The organism is Paenibacillus lacisediminis (assembly GCF_046567315.2).
On sequence record NZ_JBKIAX020000004.1, the window covers coordinates 22,333 to 40,369 of the forward strand.

Genomic DNA, 18,037 nt, shown 5'->3' on the forward strand with positions numbered 1-18,037 from the left:
CCTTGCTCTATCTGTCTTCTTTGGCAAACCGTTGCGGCAAAAATCCTTCCTCCGGCGTGATGCCCTCCAGACTGCAAGCTCCCTGACGGTAATGCAGCCCGGCTTCGCCGATCATTTCCCGCCGGCCTGTCGGAATGACGAAACGTTCGTTGTGCTTGGCTACGGCAAACAAACGGGCCATCTCTTCGATTTCCTCGACGCTGGTTTCCGCCTCCCTGAGCAGCTTGCTGCGCTTCAGCTCGTCCAAGCCGCCGACCGCACGGTCCCGCATCAATACGCGCATCGCCGTCATCTTCAGCAGCACCCGCCGGATCACTTTCGTGTCTCCCGCCGTCAGCAGGGAAGCCAAATATTCCAGCGGAATCCGCATCTGATCGACCGCCGGGATGTACATGTCCGTCTGCAGCTCGTCCTCCTCGATATGGTTCATGATCGGACTAAGCGGCGGTACGTACCAAACCATCGGCAACGTGCGGTATTCCGGATGCAGCGGCAGCGCCACCTTCCATTTCATCGCCAGTTTGTAAACCGGAGAGCGCTGGGCCGCATCGATCCAAGCATCCGTGATCCCCGTTCTTCTCGCTTCCTTGATGACCTCCGGATCAAACGGATCCAGAAAAACGCCGAGCTGCGATTCGTACAACTCCTGCGGATTCTCTGCCGAGGCGGCGGCTTTTACCCGGTCGGCATCGTACATGACAACGCCGATATAACGAATCCGGCCCACGCACGTCTCGGAGCAGATCGTCGCCAGTCCGGCCTCCGTGCGCGGGTAGCAAAAATTGCATTTTTCCGCCTTATGGGTGTTCCAGTTGTAATAGACTTTATGGTACGGGCAGCCGTTCATGCAGAACCGCCACCCCCGGCAAGCCTCCTGGTCAACCAGCACGATCCCGTCCTCGTCGCGTTTGTACAGCGCGCCGGACGGACACGAAGCAACGCAAGACGGATTGAGGCAATGCTCGCAGATTCGCGGCAGGTACATCATGAACGTTTTTTCATATTCCAAGGCGATATGCTCCTGCAGCTTTTTGACGTTGGGATCGAGTGGCACGATTTCGCTGCCGCCGGCCAAATCATCATCCCAGTTCGGCCCCCATACAGGCTTGTCCATATACTCGCCCGTAATCAGCGACACCGGCCGACCGACCGGGAGATGCTTGCTCTTTGGGCTGTGCAGCAGGTTGTCGTAATCATAGGTCCAAGGTTCATAGAAGTTGTCCAAATCGGCCATGTTCGGATTGTAAAAAATGTTCGCCAGCTTGGTGATCGGGCCTCCGGCACGCAGCGCCAGCTTACCGCCGCGCAGCACCCAACCGCCCTTATATTTGCCCGTCTCCTCCCATTCCTTCGGATAACCCGGGCCCGGCCGCGTCTCCACGTTGTTGTACCACATGTACTCCGTGCCGGGGCGGTTGGTCCAGGTATTTTTGCAGGTGACCGAGCAGGTGTGGCAGCCGATGCATTTGTCCAGATTCATCACCATCGCAACCTGCGTTTTAATCCTCAAGCCAATCTACCTCCTTCAGCGGGCGGATGATGGTCAGCGTATCGCGCTGGTTTCCCGTTGGACCGTAATAGTTGAACCCGTAGCTTAACTGAGCGTAGCCTCCGATCATGTGGGTCGGCTTGAGCGTAATCCGCGTCACGCTGTTATGCGTACCGCCGCGCTGCTTGGTGATTGACGTCCCGGGTACGCCCAGCGTGCGGTCCTGGGCATGATACATGTAGGCAATGCCTTCTGGGATCCGGTATGTCAGCACGGCCCGGGCCGCGACGACGCCGTTGCGGTTGTATACCTCGATCCAATCGTTGTCCTTGATCCCGATGGAAGCCCCATCCTTCTCGTTCAGCCAGACGACCTGCCAGCCGCGGAACAGGGTCGTCATCTGGTTGGTGTCGGTGAACATTGTATGGATGCCCCACTTCTGGTGCGGGGTCAGGTAACGGAGCGTCAGCGATTTCCCGTTCTCCGGCACGCCTTTTTCCCCTTTAAGAAAAGGAACGTGCTTTAGCGGCGGCAAATACAGCGGCAAAGCCTCCCCGAAGTCGAGGATCATTTCATGGTCGAGATAAAAGCTCTGCCGCCCGGTTAATGTCCGCCAAGGAATACTGTATTCGGTGTTCAGCGTAAATGGCGAATAGCGGCGGTTGTCCTTCTCCAGCCCGCTCCAGACGGGCGCGGAAATAGCCTGGCGGGGTTGGGCCGTGATATCGAGCAATGTAAAGGCTTCCTCCTGGCGCGGCTGGGCGATCTCCACGAGTTTTTTGCCGGTCTTCTGCTCCATGTCGCGCCATCCTTCCACGGCGCGCTCTCCGTTCGTCGCCCCCGACATCAGCAGGATCGCTTCGATCACCTGGCGGTCGTAATACAAATCCGGCTGGCCTTTGCCGATGCCTTCACGCTTCGAGGCGCCAAGCCGGGCCAGCAATTGTTCGTAAACCCGCTCGCCGGGGATTTTCACCGCCTTCGAGCCGTACCCTTTCCGGATGTTGGGCCCAACCGTAATCATCTTGCCGTAAACGTCCTTGTAATCGCGCGGCACGATGAGAAAATGCGGCATGCTTTTACCGGGAACCGCCGCGATTTCCCCTTTGCGCCAATCCTTGATCCTCCCGTGCACCTGGGCTATCTCGTCCGGGCTGTCATGGCCGAGCGGAGTCATCATCACGTCTTCGCAGGCGGGGAGATGTTTCTCCGCAAGCTCGGAAAACGTCTTGGCGATCTCCCGGAACGCGTCCCAGTCGCTTTTGCTTTGCCATGGCGGCGAAATCGCCGGATTAAACGGATGGATGAACGGATGCATGTCCGTACTGCTCAAATCATGTTTTTCGTACCAGGTCGCCGCCGGCAGCACGATGTCCGAAAACAGCCCGGAGCTGGTCATGCGAAAATCGATGCTGACGAACAGATCCGTTTTGCCTTCCGGCGGCACATCGTCGGTGTGCACAGCCTCCGGCCGCCAGGAGTGGCTCGGGTCGGTTAGCACCTGACCATCCGCCCCGATCAAATGTTTGGCGAAATATTCATGGCCTTTGCCGCTGTCCCCCAGCAGATTTGAGCGCCAGTTGAAGAACACCCGCGGAAAGTTGCGGGGGTCGTTCGGATGCTCGATCGCCCAGTCGAGTTCGCCTTCCGCCGCCATCCTGGCGATTTCCCGCACGGCCTCCTGATCGTCCGTCAGCCCCTTTTCGCGCATTTGCCGGGCCAGATCGAGGGAATTCTGGGTGAATTGCGGGAACGATGGCAGCCAGCCGAGCCTCACGGCCAGCGCATTGACGTCGGCCGGATGCATTTTGCCGTACCGGCCGCCCCAGGTCGTATCCTGCTCTTCATTCGCGCGCACCTCATAGCGGAACTGCTCCGTCACAAAGTAAAAATACGACGTGCCGTTCTGCAGCCGCGGCGGCCGGATCCAGTCACCGGCAAAAGCGATCTGCTGCCAGCCCTCCAGCGGGCGCACTTTTTCCTGGCCGACGTAGTGGGCCCAGCCGCCTCCGTTTACGCCCTGCGCCCCGGTCAGCATCACCAGGTTCAGGATCGAGCGGTAAATCTGATCGCTGTGGAACCAGTGATTGGTCCCCCCGCCCATGGCGATCATCGAACGGCCGCCGGTTTTGGCCGCGTTATCGGCAAACTCGCGGGCCACCTGGATGCAATGCGACTTTTTGACTCCGGTGATCGCCTCCTGCCAGGCCGGCGTATAAGGCTTCATATCGTCGTAATCGGCCGGATAATCGCCAGGCAGGCCGCGCGGAACGCCGGCGTGGGCCATCATCAGGTCATACACCGTCGTCACCTTAAACGTCTCGCCCGACGGGCTTTGCAAGTTTTTGACCGGGACGCCGCGCCGCACTGTTTGCCCCTCTTTTTCCGCAAAATACGGAAAATCCACCTGCACGACTCCGTCGGCATCCTGGATAAATGTCAGCTGCGGGTCGATTGGAGTTCCGTCCGGCTTGTTCAGATCAAGGTTCCAGCGGCTGCTTTGATCCCAGCGAAACCCTTCGCTCCCGTTCGGTGCCTCCGGTTTCCCCGACGCTGTGTCCCAGACAACGGTTTTCCATTCGGCAAGCTCCTGTCCATCGCCCATGTCAGCCGCCCGCAGGAAGCGGTCTGAACGGATCATGCCGTTCTCCTCCTTCACGATGACGAGAAACGGAAGATCGGTGAATTTTTTCACATAATTTATGAAATAGGGGATCTCCCGATCCACATAAAACTCTTTGAGAATGACGTGCGTCATTGCCATCGCCAGCGCCGCGTCCGTGCCGGCCCGGGCCGGCAGCCAAATATCGGCGAATTTCTCGTATTCGGAATAATCGGGGCTCACGCCAACCACCTTGGTGCCGTTGTAACGCGCCTCAACCATAAAATGGGCGTCCGGCGAGCGGGTTTGCGGAATGTTTGTCCCCCAGATGATAAAATATTTCGTATTGTACCAGTCTCCGCTCTCCGGCACATCGGTTTGTTCGCCCCATACCTGCGGCGAAGCGGGCGGAAGATCGGCATACCAGTCGTAAAAGCTCAGGATCGTCCCGCCGATCAGCGACAGAAACCGGGTTCCCGCCGAGTAGCTGACCATGGACATGGCCGGAATCGGGCTGAACCCTACGACGCGGTCGGGCCCGTACCGCTTGATCGTATGGATCGTGGCTGCGGCGATCATCTGGCAGGCCACGTCCCAATCGCCGCGCACGAATCCGCCTTTCCCCCGGGCTATGACGTAACGCGCTCTTTTTTCCGGATCGCTGACGATGTTCTCCCAGGCTACAACGGGGTCTTTTACGGCGGCCATTTCCTCCCGCCACATTTCGTAGAGCTCCCCGCGAATATACGGGTACTTCACGCGCAGGGGGCTGTAGGTGTACCAGGAGAAGCTGGCTCCCCGCGGGCAGCCGCGCGGCTCGTATTCCGGAAAATCGGCGCCTGTCGTCGGATAATCCGTCTTCTGCGTCTCCCACGTGATGATGCCGTCCTTCACGAACACATCCCAGCTGCAGGAACCGGTGCAGTTCACCCCATGCGTGGAGCGTACGACCTTGTCGTGCTGCCAGCGGCCGCGGTACAGGCTTTCCCATTCCCGTCCCCGCGGGCTTTCCTCCGTCCATCCCTCATTGATGACTTCGCCGCGCCGCAAATGTTTCAACGCCTGGAGCAACTTGTTTTGCTTATCGCCCACCTATGAGTTCCCCCCTTCGCTTTCGCTAATCCGCGGCGCCGGATTAAACCGTTCGCCCACCAGCTTAAACGCCCCTTCTCCCGCTTGCAATTCCTCCGCAAATACGCTCCATGCGGAAGCATTGCAAGCGGCCAGAATCAACCGCTGCAGCTCGTCCGGCTTGCGAATCGCCGCGATCCGTTCCACCGTCTCGCGCGGAATCTCCCCGAACCGCATGTCCAGCACCGCCAGCAAGTCCTCCTGATCCTGCGCTGCCAAAACGTCAAGCTCATGTACTTCCATGTCGACCCTTCCTTTTCGTCAGAACGAATTCGGCCCTCCCGCGGGTATCGGTTCCCCCGTGCCATAAACTTTAGAGCCGCGTTTTTTTGTAGTACTCCGCGATCAGCGTTTTTTTCACCTGTTCCGCCGCCTGGCGCATAAAACCGCCGATTTGCTTGTCTTGATTTTCGACCATATCCCAAGAAAAAAAACGGCCTTCCAACCGGTCGAACCCTTCTCCATAGCGAACGTAAACGGCAACCCCTTGTCCGCTCGCCTGCCCGCCGGCTTTTACGTCATAAGGATGCAGGTTTAGCCGGCGAAGCTCGCAGGTCAGGCACTCGTACAGCCGGGGTTCCACCGCCCGCAGCGGTTTATCCGGCAGCAGGGCCGTCAACTTCGGGACCGGAAACCGATCCATGGCGACTCTCCTCCAATTCCTTTTCCACCATTGCTTCTTCATCCCGGTTATGTATCTGATCGATCAGAATCAGCGCCTGAAACCGCTGCAGCACCTGCTCGTCCATCTCGCCCCGCTCCAGCCGCGCTTTGATTTCGGCGACCAATTCCCGCATCAAATCGTGGTCCCGGGTCAAAGCGATAATCACGTCCCGAAGCTGCGGCTTCAGCTCTACCGCTTCCAGGTATAGTCCCTCTTCCTCGCATTGCGCGTGCTGTAGCGTCCGCGATTCCCAATGTTCGACGGCAATCCAAGCGATGCCCTGCGCTTTGTCCCGTTCGCCCCGGCGCAAGCTCCGCTCAAGCAATTCCGCCAATTCCCCGGCTTCCTCAAGCGCGGCCTCATGAATCAGACCGTGGCTGTCCGCTCGTCTCAAGGAGGGTCCTGACATTTCACTCCACTTCCTTTTCCTACCTGAATTTTTATTAGCGTTTGTTCCCATTCCATGAAATATACCTATTAAGAATAAAACCCCATAAAAACTATACTAGTTGAACTAAAGAAATACGGGAGTTAGGTAAGAAACATTTCACACGGCTGCCCTTTCACGTATAACCAATAGTTCAACTTGTATAGTACCCCTCACATATCGCCTCACCCCGTGAATATACTTTATTTACATCCACTTCACAGCGCTGGCGTAAATCCACATATGGAGGTGTTCACCATGTATACGCCCGATCGGAACAATTTCATCGTCTCCAAAGAGGATTGGTCGCTGCACCGCAAAGGGTATCAGGATCAGCAGCGCCACCAGGAGAAGGTGCGGGAAGTCATCCGGCAAAATCTCCCCGACCTCGTGACCGAGGAAAACATCATTATGTCGGACGGAAAGCAGATCATCAAGGTACCCCTCCGCAATTTGGAGGAATACCGGTTTATCCATAACTATCAGAAGCAAAAGCATGTCGGCCAGGGTGACGGGAGCAGCGAGGTCGGTGATGTGCTTGGCCAGGACAGTCCCAAGGATAACGGAAAAGGCGGCAAAGCCGGCGATCGGCCGGGAGTCGACTACGTGGAGGCGGACATCAGCATCGAGGAATTGGAGGATATGCTGTTCGAGGAGCTGGAGCTGCCCTTCATTCAGGAAAAAGACAAAGACGAATTGGAGACCGAATCCTACCGTTTCAACGATATACGCAAAAAAGGCCTCATGTCCAACATCGACAAAAAGCGGACGATCCTGGAAAATCTCCGCCGCAACGCGACGGCCGGCACGCCGGGCATCCACGGCATCACGCCCGACGATCTGCGCTACAAAACGTGGGAGGAAGTCGTCGTCCCCCATAGTAACGCCGTCATCATCGCCATGATGGATACGTCGGGCAGCATGGGCGCATTTGAAAAATATTGCGCGCGCAGCTTTTTCTTCTGGATGACCCGCTTTTTGCGGCGGCAGTACGAAAAGGTGGAGATCGTGTTTCTCGCCCACCACACGGAGGCCAAAGAAGTCAGCGAGGAGGAGTTTTTCACCCGCGGCGAAAGCGGCGGCACGATCTGCTCGTCCGTGTACCAAAAAGCGCTGGAAATCATTGATTCCCGTTACCCTCCGTCCAGCTACAACATCTACCCGTTCCATTTCTCGGACGGCGATAACCTGACGAGCGACAACGAACGCTGCACCAAGCTGATCGTCGAGCTCATGAAGCGCTGCAATCTGTTCGGCTACGGTGAGGTCAACCAATACAACCGCGGCAGCACCTTGATGTCCGCTTACCGGAACATCAAGCAGGAGAAATTCATGTATTACGTCATCAAGGAAAAAGGCGAGGTTTATAACGCGCTGAAGCGGTTTTTCCACAAGCGCGAAGGGGGTGCGGCCAGTTGAACAGCGAACATGAGCAGCTCGAATACGCGATCGCGGAAATTATGGAAATCGCCGGCTCCTTTGGCCTCGACTATTATCCGATGCGCTACGAAATCTGCCCCGCCGAGATCATTTATACGTTTGGCGCCTACGGCATGCCTACCCGCTTCTCGCACTGGAGCTTCGGCAAAACGTTCAACAAGATGAAGATGCAATACGACTTCGGGCTAAGCAAAATCTACGAGCTCGTCATCAACTCGAACCCGTGTTATGCCTTTCTGTTGGAAGGCAACTCCCTGATCCAAAACAAACTGATCGTCGCGCATGTGCTGGCGCATTGCGATTTTTTCAAAAACAACGTCCGCTTCTCCGGCACCAACCGGGATATGGTGGAAAGCATGTCCGCCACCGCCGAGCGGATCAGCCGCTATGAGCTGGTGTATGGCAAAGGTACGGTGGAAAGCTTCCTCGATGACGTGCTGGCCATCCAGGAGCATGTCGACCCGCAGCTGATCAAACCGAAACGCTACGATAAAAGCCGGCAGATGGCCGAAAAGCTGCGACTCGCCAAGGAAGGGCGGCAGGGGCAGGTCAAGCCGAAGGAATACGACGACCTGTGGGAGCTGGACGACGTTGCAGAGAAGCGCGAAGCCGAAGCCAAAACTAAAGGCAAAGAGTCCTCCTTCCCCCCCGAGCCGGAGAAGGACATCATGTGGTTCATCCAGGAGTACTCAGAAACGCTGGAGGACTGGCAGCGGGACATCATGAGCATGCTGCGCGAGGAAATGCTGTATTTCTGGCCGCAGATGGAGACGAAAATCATGAATGAAGGCTGGGCCTCCTATTGGCATCAGCGCATTATCCGCGAGCTCGACCTGACCAGCGACGAAACGATCGAATTCGCCAAGCTGAACGCCTCGGTCGTGCAGCCGTCGCGGCAAAGCCTGAACCCGTATTATCTCGGGCTGAAAATTTTCGAGGATATCGAGCGGCGCTGGGACAATCCGACAAAAGAGGAACAGGAGCGCTTCGGCCGGGAACCCGGACAGGGCCGGGAGAAAATATTTGAGGTCCGCGAGCTCGATTCCGACACCTCCTTCCTGCGCAGCTATTTGACCAAGGATCTGGTGCGCGACCTTGACCTTTACATTTTCGAGAAACAGGGCCCGGAATGGAAAATCACCGACAAAACGTGGGAACACATCCGCGATCAGCTTGTGGCCACCCGCGTCAACGGCGGCTCCCCGTACATCATCGTCCAGGACGGCGACTACCTGCGCTCCGGCGAATTGCTGCTAAAGCATCAATATGAAGGCCTGGAGCTCGACCTGAAGTATTTGGAGCATACGCTCCCCCACGTCTACCGTTTATGGGGCCGGCCCGTTCACCTGGAAACCGTGATCGAAGACAAACGCGCGCTGTTCTCCTACGACGGGCAAAAACATCAGCGGAAGATGCTGTGAGGGAGACGTAAGCCGTGGGCCGAAATCAGTGCCGGACTACAAGATCCAAGATCAGATGGCCGATCCTTTCGTATGGAGTGGACGGTTCGGCCCTCGGGTCTCCGGGTCTCCGAGTCTCCGGTCTTTCGCTAACGGTTGTAATCGCACCTAATTAGCCGAAAAGATGGGGTTTTAATTTCTAACGGTTGTGATCGCGCCTATTCGACGAAAAAGGCGCGAATCCGTAGAAAAAAGGCAAAATAAACTCTGCCGCAACCGTTAAAATTAGTTTCCCCTGCATTTTACCGAAATAACGGCGCTGACAACCGTTAGAATGGCAGCTCGATTCCGTAACGGACCGTAATGACCTTATTCGTACATTTCCCGGCTATTTCCCAATGTAACGGACCTACAAGGCGTTATTCGGCTGCAAAAGGGGGAATTTGCATACGTTTGATGAGAATAACGGCTCTGGAGTCCGTTACATTTTTGCGGCCTCCGTTTTGGCCCATTTAACGGCTCTGGAGTCCTTTAGCCAGACAGCTGACCAAGCACTTGGGCTTCCATTCAAATCAAAAAGGTGAAGGGAAAAATCCCTCCACCTTTTTTGCCGTCACCCCATCGCCTAGCGGTTCAACAAACTTCCGACATAGCGCAGCAGCTCGTTGGCGCACACCGGGCAGTACCCGTGCTCGTCGATCAGCCGTTTGCTGACCTCGTTGATCCGCTTTAACTGATTTTCGTCCGGCGTTTTGGTCGACGTCGTAATTTTCACGATATCCTTGAGATCGGCGAACAGCTTCTTTTCGATCGCTTCCCGCAGCCGGTCGTGATGATTGTATTCGAATTTTTTCCCTTTCCGCGAGTAGGCGGAAATGCGAATCAGGATCTCCTCCCGGAACGCTTTTTTGGCGTTCTCCGAGATGCCGATCTGCTCCTCAATGGAACGCATCAGGCGCTCATCGGGGTCTAGTTCCTCGTCCGTCAGCGGATCGCGGATTTTCGTCCAGTTGCAGAACGCCTCGATGTTGTCGAGGTAGTTCTCAAACAGCGTGCGCGCCGATTCTTCAAACGAATACACAAACGCTTTTTGCACTTCTTTTTTGGCCAGTTCGTCGTATTCCTTCCGGGCGATGCCGATAAAGTTCAAATAGCGCTCGCGCTCCTCCTTCGTAATGGAGGCATGCTGATCGAGACCGTCCTTGATCGCCCGCAAAATATCGAGCGCCCCCATGCAATGCAGGTCCTGCTTGATCAGCGCACTGGAAATCCGGTTGATCACGTAGCGCGGATCGACGCCGGACATCCCTTCCTCCAGGTACTCGTTTTGCAGCTCCTTCAAATCGGCGTCCTTGTAGCCCTCCACTTCCTCGCCGTCGTACAGGCGCATTTTTTTTACCAGATCAACGCCCTGCTTTTTCGTCTCCTTAAGCCGGGTCAAGATGGAAAAAATCGCCGCCGACCTTAATGCGTGCGGGGCAATGTGAATGTGGTTCATATCGCTTTGGCCGATCAGCTTCGCGTAAATTTTCTCCTCCTGGGACACCTTGAGGTTGTACGGAATCGGCATAACGATCATCCGCGACTGCAGCGCCTCGTTTTTCTTGTTGGCGATAAATGATTTATATTCCGCCTCATTCGTATGGGCGACAATCAACTCATCCGCGGAAATTAAGGCAAACCGCCCGGCCTTGAAGTTGCCCTCCTGGGTTAGCGACAGCAGGTTCCACAAAAACTTTTCGTCGCATTTCAGCATTTCCTGAAATTCCATCAGCCCGCGGTTGGCTTTGTTCAGCTCGCCGTCAAACCGGTATGCCCGGGGATCGGACTCCGATCCGTATTCGGTAATCGTCGAGAAGTCGATGCTTCCCGTCAAATCGGCGATGTCCTGCGACTTCGGGTCGGAGGGGCTGAACGTGCCGATACCGATCCGCTCGTCCTCAGAGAGCAGCACCCGCTCCACCTTGACGTTTTCAATGTCGCCGCCGTACTCCGTTTTGAGCTTCAACTGGCAGACCGGGCATAAGTTGCCTTCGATCCGGATGCCCAGCGTCTTCTCCACCTCGGGCCTCAGCTCATGCGGAACGAGATGGAGCGGGTCCTCATGCATCGGGCAGCCGGCAATGGCATATACGGCCCCTTGGTCTGTCCGCGAAAATTTCTCCAGCCCCCGTTTAAGCAGGGTCACCAGCGTCGATTTACCGCCGCTGACCGGGCCCATCAGAAGCAAGATCCGTTTTCGCACATCCAGCCGGCGGGCGGCGGAGTGAAAATATTCCTCAACCAGCTTTTCGATCGCCCGGTCCAACCCGAAAATTTCCTGCTCGAAAAATTTATACCTTTTCCGCCCGTCAACTTCCTCTATCCCATAAGACTTGATCATTTCATAAACTCTGGCATGGGCGGTCATCGCCGGCGAAGGGTCCTTGGCCAAAAGTTCGATATATTGTTTAAATGTGCCGCTCCACGACAATGAGTCGCTTTCTGCCCGGTAAGCCGCTATACGTTCAAAAATGTCCATGTTAGGTACCTCCTGTATCCCGCTTGGGGGTTCTCCCGCGTCCCCGGCCTTGGTATCTGAAGCTGAATTTAAATGGAGCTTCCACATAGAAAAGTGTATTACATTCCTATGCGGCTTTTCCCGAGATGTTGACCGTTTTCGGACTAAAAATATTCACATCGAAAAAGTAGGGATTAAGGTTTGTGCTATAATTTGTACAGCATTATGGATACGTAAAATGTGAGTTCAAAAAGTTAGGTTTCCAGGACCGAGAAGGTTGGATGAAGCCAGGGACTGAGGAGCGGAGCGTACGTTTTGGGTACGTGAGCACCGGAAGGCCCGGCTGAATTCAAGATTCGACGTCGAATTCACTTCATGAACGGCTTCGTCATGGAAAGATGACTTTTTGAACAACCTTGTAAAATGTGAGTTCAAAAAGTTAGGTTTCCAGGACCGAGAAGATTGGATGAAGCTAGGGACTGAGGAGCGGAGCGTACGTTTTGGGTACGTGAGCGCCGGAAGGCCCGGCTGAATTCAAGATTCGACGCCGATCCACTTCATGAACTTGCTTCGTCATGGAAAGATGACTTTTTGAACAACCTTGTAAAATGTGAGTTCAAAAAGTTAGGTTTGCAGGACCAAGAAGATTGGATGAAGCCAGGGACTGAGGAGCGGAGCGTACGTTTTGGGTACGTGAGCACCGGAAGGCCCGGCTGAATTCAAGATTCGACGTCGAATTCACTTCATGAACGGCTTCGTCATGGAAAGATGACTTTTTGAACAACCTTGTAAAATGTGAGTTCAAAAAGTTAGGTTTGCAGGACCGAGAAGGTTGGATGAAGCCAGCAGACGATTCTGGAAATAACGCTAGCATGATGGCAAGTGAAAAAACGGCAAAATTAGTCTATTGAATATCTCGGGTGACAGCATAGAGGAAAAAAAGGGCGCTATTTCAGCGATATCCCCCATGTTGCGTGAAATAGAGGAATTTTATGGCGCTATTTTTACGATTTAGTGGCGAAAGGCTGCCCTTCGACCTGTTCATCGAAAAATAAGACCCTAAAGTTCCCCTATGGTGATGAATAGGCTCAAATTCGGAAAATAAGACCCTAAAGTTCCTCTATTTTATGGGGACGATACTGAGCACAAGACTAATATAGAACAAAGTGATCCATGGCACCTGTCCGCAGATAAGCCATATTATTTCCGGATCATTCTACTAGGGACTGAGGAGCGGAGCATACTTTTTAGGTACGTGAGCAACTGAAATATTTCCGCAGGAAACATGCTTTGTAAGCATATGCCCCACCCGGCTGAATTCAAGATTCGACGCCGATCCACTTCATGAACTTGCTTCGTCATGGAAAGATGACTTTTTGAACAACCTTGTAAAGGAGATTGTCATGGCAGTACAGCATGAGACGGAATTATACGCCCCGTTGAAGGCTTTTTTTGAGGAGCGCGGATACATCGTGCGCAGCGAGGTCCGCCATTGCGACCTGGTCGGCCTACGGCCGGACAGCGCTGAGCCGCTGATCGTCGAAATGAAAAAGACGTTTAATCTAGCGCTGCTGCTGCAGGGATTGGAACGGCAGAAGCTAAGCGGCGAAGTTTATTTGGCCGTGGAGAAAAACCGCACGAAAAAAGGGGCGCACAACCAGCGCTGGAGCGAAATCACCGTATTGTGCCGCAGGCTTGGGTTAGGTCTGATCGCGGTCACCCGGTATAAAACGAAACCGGCGTTTGTGGAAATTTTATGCGCGCCCGGAGACACCGTGTACACCCCGGGACCCAAGGTCGTCAAAAGGCGGGCCGAGCGGCTGCTGCACGAATTTCATGAGCGCAGCGGCGATTACAACGTCGGCGGCAGCCACGGCACCAAGCTGGTGACGGCGTACCGCGAAAGGGCGCTGCGCGTGGCGCTCGCGCTGCAGGAAGGCGGCGGTGAGATGGCCCCGAAGGACGCGCGCGACCGCAGCGGGGTCGGCAGCGCCGCGGCAATCCTGCAGCGCGACTACTACGGCTGGTTCCGCCGCGTCGCCCGCGGCCGCTATTGTCTGACGCCTGCGGGGGCGGAAGGCTTGCGGCAGTACGCCCACGTCGTGGATGCGTGGCGGCGCACGGCGGCGGCCTTGGAGCGGAACGAGGGGGCGGAGTAGGCCGGGCGCGGGCTTTGGGCGAGGGGCGTGGCCCGGCGATGGGCCGGTCTGAGTGAACGCGCGCGAGACCGGCAACGGCTGGCCGCATTGTGTGAACGGGCGGCAACCAGGTGCAGGAGGCCCAGTGCTAGCCAGCCGTGGCCGGTGGCGATTGGCGGCCATGCTTGGCGCGGGCGGCCGGGCGGCGCGTTCAGCTGCCGGAACGCGCCGTAAAGCCGGCGAGGGCGGCGGCGATGCGCGCCAGCCCCTCGCGCAGCCGCGCTTCTTCGAGCGCGGCCACAGTGAGCCGGATGAAGCCATCATCCGGCTCACTGGCGTAGCACAGCGTCCCCGGCAGGAACGCTGTGCCCTCCAGCAGCGAAGCGCGCAGCAGCGCTTCGCTGGAGATCCCGGCGGGCAGGCTGACCCACAGGTACAGCCCGCCGCCGGGATCGGCTGCGCAGGCGCCCCGCCAGGCGGGCGCCTGCAGCAGTTCCAGCGCGAGCTTGCGCCGCGCTGTGTACGCCGCGTCGGCTGCTGCTGCATGCCGCGCGGCCGCTGGCGAGGCGAGCCAGGCGCGCAGCCGCCCGGCTCTTGCGGCCACGGCCCGATCGTCCGCGGTTCGATCGGACTCGCTCCATTGCCTGGCCGGGCCCGCCGCGGACGAACCGCCGACGCCCCGCCCGCGCTCCGCTTCCCGCCGCAGCCTTTCCAGTGCCGCCGCCTCGCCGCGCAGCCAGGCCAAAGGCAGCTGCGGCAGAAGCGTCCGCTCAAACGAGCCGACGCCGATCACCTCGGCCTCGGAAATCCCCGCCGTCTGCCGCAAGCGGAACAGAGACTCGGGGACGCCCGGCACCGCCGCTTTCGGTATTTCGTCCCCCGGTACCAACGCTTTCGGCATTTTATCCCTCGGCACCACCGCTTTCGGCATTTTATTCCTCGGCACCACCGCTTTCGGCATTTTATTCCTCGGCACCACCGCTTTCGGCATTTTATTCCTCGGCACCACCGCTTGCAACATTTCGTTCTCCCTTACCATCTCTTTCGGTATTTCATCCCCCGGCACCATCGTTCTCGGCATTACGTCTCCCTGCCCTGCCGCCGTCAACCTCTCCTCCACAGCAGCCCCCGTTTCCAGGGCTTCCAGAGCTTCCAGAGCTTCAGGAACTTTCGTATTTTTTAATATCAACGCAAATGGCAGCGCTCCTGCCGTGTCGTCCTCCACAATCGGCAGCTCCAGCTCCGCGCTCAACGCCAGCAGCTCCAGCTTGCGCTGCCGGCTCCACACCCGGCCGGACGGATTCGAGAAGTGCGGCGTCACGTACGCCAGGGCCGGCTCGCCCCCGGCAGGCTTGCCCCCGGCCAGCCGCACCTTCCGCCGCACATCGTCCGGCAGCATGCCGTCCCGGTCGCATTCCACCGGGACGGCCCGAAGCCCCAGGCGGCGCATCAGCTCCAGCGCCTCCGGCGCGGCGGGCGTTTCGACCAGCACTGCCCCGCCGCCGGGAACCAGCGCCCGCAGCGCCAACTCAAGCGCCCCATCGGCGCTTTCCGCAAGCAGCCATTGCCGCGGCGGGAGCGCCTCTCCGCCTTCGCATTTGGCGTAAGCGGCAGCCAGCCAATCCACCAGCGGATGTTCCGCCCCTTCCTCCACCGGCACGCCATCCGCGCTTTCATTCTGTGGAACGTCTTCTTCATTTAATAGATCTTCATCCCGTAATTCCCGCACTCCGTCCCCGCGCGACCCGGCCAACCCGATCAACATTCCGCTTTCCAGACGCGCTTCGGCTTCAAGCACAAAAGCAGGCGGCAATTTTCCTCTTAACATCTCCAGCCAGAGGTCCAGATTAAACTCCCCCTTTTCGCTGCTTCATTTACGGCGATTGTACCCCAGGACAAAGTTTCCAGACAACCGGCGGCAGCAAGCGAAAAAAGACGCACAAATTAGCATATTTTCTCTAAATCTATCCTTTTTTGCGATAAAAATGTCGCCATGTTAGAATGGGTACTGCAAATAATAGTTTTTGAGGTGATCATGTGATGTCTTACTCTACGGAGCCTGCAACCGACACTGAACCGATGCGCAGCCGGAAAAAGCAGAGGCCTTCCGTAACTTTGATTTTACTCGTCTGGGTACTGTTGATCGGCGCCGGAGCCGCCGCCGCCTATTTTTATAGCAATCATTTAAAGCAATCGATGATCGCACAACTGGACGCCAAATGGCAAAGCCAAACGGAAATAATGAAAGCCGACTACACTTCGCAACTGACGGCATTATCGAAAGAAGTCGAAGAACTGCAGGGCAAAGTCGACACCTTTAACGAACTGCTTGAGTTTACGAAGGACAATACCAGCGAAAAAACGGACAACAGCAACAAGCTGTATACCCAACTGAACGAAGTTAAGCAGCAGTTGGCTAAGCTCCAGAAACAGATGGATCTGCTCAAATGATTACGTCGGTCAAACGAATCAACCGTTTTTTTCTGCTGGCAACCGGTCCTTTGTTTGGCCTTCTGATCGCCCTGCTGATCAGCGGCCCCCATATCGAGTGGAACAGCCAACCCGGCGATATTACGCCGGAGGCGGATATTTTTCATACGACTGAGGCGATTTCCGGAGGACTTACGCAAGCGCAAACGAACGCCAAAACCACGATTTCGTCCATTCAAAAAACTGCCGAGCTGTACCGCAAAACGACTTCGGCGATGAGCACCATCGTGAAAACGGCCAAAACGTTCGCCGGGATGCCCGCGACCATTTACAATCGAAGAATTACGGCCAAGCTCGGAACGCCGTACGAAACGATCCAAAGCGACCGGATTCGTATCGAGTTATACAAAGTCAACCCGGGAACCTACCGGGGTTATGCGATGAAGGTCAAGCTGAAATCTCCGGATGCGATGAAAATGACGCTGGGCAAAGACCTGCTGGGCGGTTCGGAAACGACCAAACAAGCCGTCCAGCGCTACGGCGCCGTGGCCGGCATCAATGCCGGCGGGTTCGCCGATTCCCGCGGCAAGCGTTACCCGTTAAGCACGACGATCGTGGGCGGCAAATACGTTAACGGGTTCGAAGCCACCTACAAGGATTTGTTTTTCGTCGGCTTGAATAAATCCGGCAAGCTCATCGGCGGCAAGTTTGAGCGCAAGGAAAATTTGGACAGGCTGGAACCGATGTTCGGCGCTTCCTTTGTGCCCATCCTGCTGCAGGACGGGGCAAAAACGACGATCCCGGAGAAATGGCAATCCTCGCCGCTGCGGGCACCGCGCACCGTGATCGGCAACTACAAGGATGACCAGCTAATTATAGTGGTCGTCGATGGCCGGAACGAAAACGGAAGCTCCGGGGCAACCCTGGAGGAGCTTCAGGCAAAATTGCAAAAGATGGGCGTCCAGGATGCCTATAACCTTGACGGCGGCGGTTCTTCGTCGCTTATCGTCAACGGCCGCGTGGTCAACAGCCCGTCGGACGGTGCTCTGCGCCCCGTGCCAACCCACTTCTTGTTCTTTAAATAGCACAAGCCAAACCGCAATCATCCGCGTCTATGAGAAACATCACATTTTAGCATTTATTTTTAAAGTTTGGGCGGGTATAATAAGAGCAGAAGTACAACGTGGAGGTGTTCGGGTTTGTCTTTCTCATTGACATTCTGGATTATTGCCCTGGTTTTGGCTATGTTTTTGTGCGGAATTTTAACCGCGTCTTACAACGAAGATAAAACAAAAGGTCTTTAATGAAAGCAAGCGTCTTTGGGGGCGTACATTCCAAGAAGACAGGCCGCGGCAAGCGGTCTTTTTTCTTGCGGCAGACAGACGATGACTGACGTGATTCGGATAAAGCTTTGCTTTCAGCCAAAATAAATAAGCCCCCCTGCGGGAAGCTTATTTATTTACGATTTGCCGCGGGGGCCGTCCCTTCACTGCGGAAAGGCCTAACCCTCGGGGTTCATCAGGTCTTTGGTTTTAGGACAACTGATTCATTTCGACCAAACACTGATTGCAAATAGAGCGTTCTTTAAAATCGCTCACGTTTTCCATCGATCCGCAAAACACGCATTTTGGACGGTATCTTTCCAAAATAATGTGATCTCCCTGTACCAAAATCTCGACGGGATCGCCCTCGTTCATTTGATATCTTTTGCGCAACGACTTGGGTAAGACGATTCTCCCCAGTTGATCCACTTTGCGGACCACACCAGCAGGTTTCATAAAGGCACACCTCTCCTGAAAAAAATTATGTAAAAATA

At 56.0% G+C, this 18,037-nt stretch carries 13 protein-coding genes; 5 read left to right on the forward strand and 8 right to left on the reverse strand.

The window, feature by feature from the left end; genetic code table 11:
* Positions 1-7: 7 nt before the first annotated feature.
* The 5 genes from narH to ACLD72_RS08965 all read right to left on the reverse strand — a co-directional run bounded on the left by narH (position 8) and on the right by ACLD72_RS08965 (position 6,280).
* Complete coding sequence (gene narH, locus ACLD72_RS08945) at positions 8-1,510, reverse strand: nitrate reductase subunit beta (RefSeq protein ID WP_411003725.1); 1,503 nt, start codon at positions 1,508-1,510, stop codon at positions 8-10.
* On the reverse strand, positions 1,500-5,183 hold the full coding sequence (locus ACLD72_RS08950) for a nitrate reductase subunit alpha (protein ID WP_411003724.1): 3,684 nt from the start codon (positions 5,181-5,183) through the stop codon (positions 1,500-1,502). The genes narH and ACLD72_RS08950 overlap by 11 nt, the downstream gene beginning before the upstream one ends.
* On the reverse strand, positions 5,184-5,465 hold the full coding sequence (locus tag ACLD72_RS08955) for a hypothetical protein (RefSeq protein ID WP_411003723.1): 282 nt from the start codon (positions 5,463-5,465) through the stop codon (positions 5,184-5,186).
* Positions 5,466-5,535: 70 nt separating this feature from the next.
* Entirely contained in the window at positions 5,536-5,865 is a 330-nt protein-coding gene (locus ACLD72_RS08960; protein ID WP_411003722.1) for a hypothetical protein, read from the reverse strand.
* On the reverse strand, positions 5,819-6,280 hold the full coding sequence (locus ACLD72_RS08965; protein ID WP_458475716.1) for a hypothetical protein: 462 nt from the start codon (positions 6,278-6,280) through the stop codon (positions 5,819-5,821). Before ACLD72_RS08965 ends, ACLD72_RS08960 begins: the two co-directional genes overlap by 47 nt.
* 291 nt (positions 6,281-6,571) lie before the next feature.
* On the opposite strand from ACLD72_RS08965, the gene yhbH reads away from it, so the two are divergent.
* Positions 6,572-7,732, forward strand: a complete 1,161-nt coding sequence (gene yhbH, locus ACLD72_RS08970) for a sporulation protein YhbH (protein ID WP_411003720.1) — start codon at positions 6,572-6,574, stop codon at positions 7,730-7,732.
* Positions 7,729-9,174, forward strand: a complete 1,446-nt coding sequence (locus ACLD72_RS08975; protein WP_411003719.1) for a SpoVR family protein — start codon at positions 7,729-7,731, stop codon at positions 9,172-9,174. Before yhbH ends, ACLD72_RS08975 begins: the two co-directional genes overlap by 4 nt.
* 604 nt (positions 9,175-9,778) lie before the next feature.
* Here ACLD72_RS08975 and ACLD72_RS08980 read toward each other — a convergent pair.
* Positions 9,779-11,674 (reverse strand): PrkA family serine protein kinase, encoded by a 1,896-nt coding sequence (locus ACLD72_RS08980; RefSeq protein WP_411003718.1) that lies wholly within the window; start codon positions 11,672-11,674, stop codon positions 9,779-9,781.
* Between the two features lie 1,382 nt (positions 11,675-13,056).
* Between ACLD72_RS08980 and ACLD72_RS08985 the strand changes: the two genes are divergently transcribed.
* A complete protein-coding gene (locus ACLD72_RS08985) occupies positions 13,057-13,812 on the forward strand; it encodes a DUF2161 family putative PD-(D/E)XK-type phosphodiesterase (protein WP_411000414.1) in 756 nt (251 codons plus the stop codon).
* Positions 13,813-14,002: 190 nt separating this feature from the next.
* On the opposite strand, the gene ACLD72_RS08990 is transcribed toward ACLD72_RS08985, so the two are convergent.
* Complete coding sequence (locus ACLD72_RS08990) at positions 14,003-15,619, reverse strand: hypothetical protein (protein WP_458475717.1); 1,617 nt, start codon at positions 15,617-15,619, stop codon at positions 14,003-14,005.
* A gap of 212 nt (positions 15,620-15,831) precedes the next feature.
* Here ACLD72_RS08990 and ACLD72_RS08995 point away from each other — a divergent pair, with 212 nt between their 5' ends.
* Both ACLD72_RS08995 and ACLD72_RS09000 read left to right on the forward strand, forming a co-directional pair.
* Complete coding sequence (locus tag ACLD72_RS08995; protein ID WP_411000410.1) at positions 15,832-16,242, forward strand: hypothetical protein; 411 nt, start codon at positions 15,832-15,834, stop codon at positions 16,240-16,242.
* Positions 16,239-17,306 (forward strand): phosphodiester glycosidase family protein, encoded by a 1,068-nt coding sequence (locus ACLD72_RS09000; RefSeq protein ID WP_411000408.1) that lies wholly within the window; start codon positions 16,239-16,241, stop codon positions 17,304-17,306. Before ACLD72_RS08995 ends, ACLD72_RS09000 begins: the two co-directional genes overlap by 4 nt.
* A 447-nt stretch (positions 17,307-17,753) precedes the next feature.
* Here ACLD72_RS09000 and ACLD72_RS09005 read toward each other — a convergent pair whose 3' ends face one another.
* Positions 17,754-17,999 carry an AbrB/MazE/SpoVT family DNA-binding domain-containing protein gene (locus ACLD72_RS09005; protein WP_251594631.1) on the reverse strand — a complete coding sequence of 82 codons (246 nt, stop codon included), beginning with the start codon at positions 17,997-17,999 and terminating at the stop codon, positions 17,754-17,756.
* Positions 18,000-18,037: the final 38 nt, after the last annotated feature.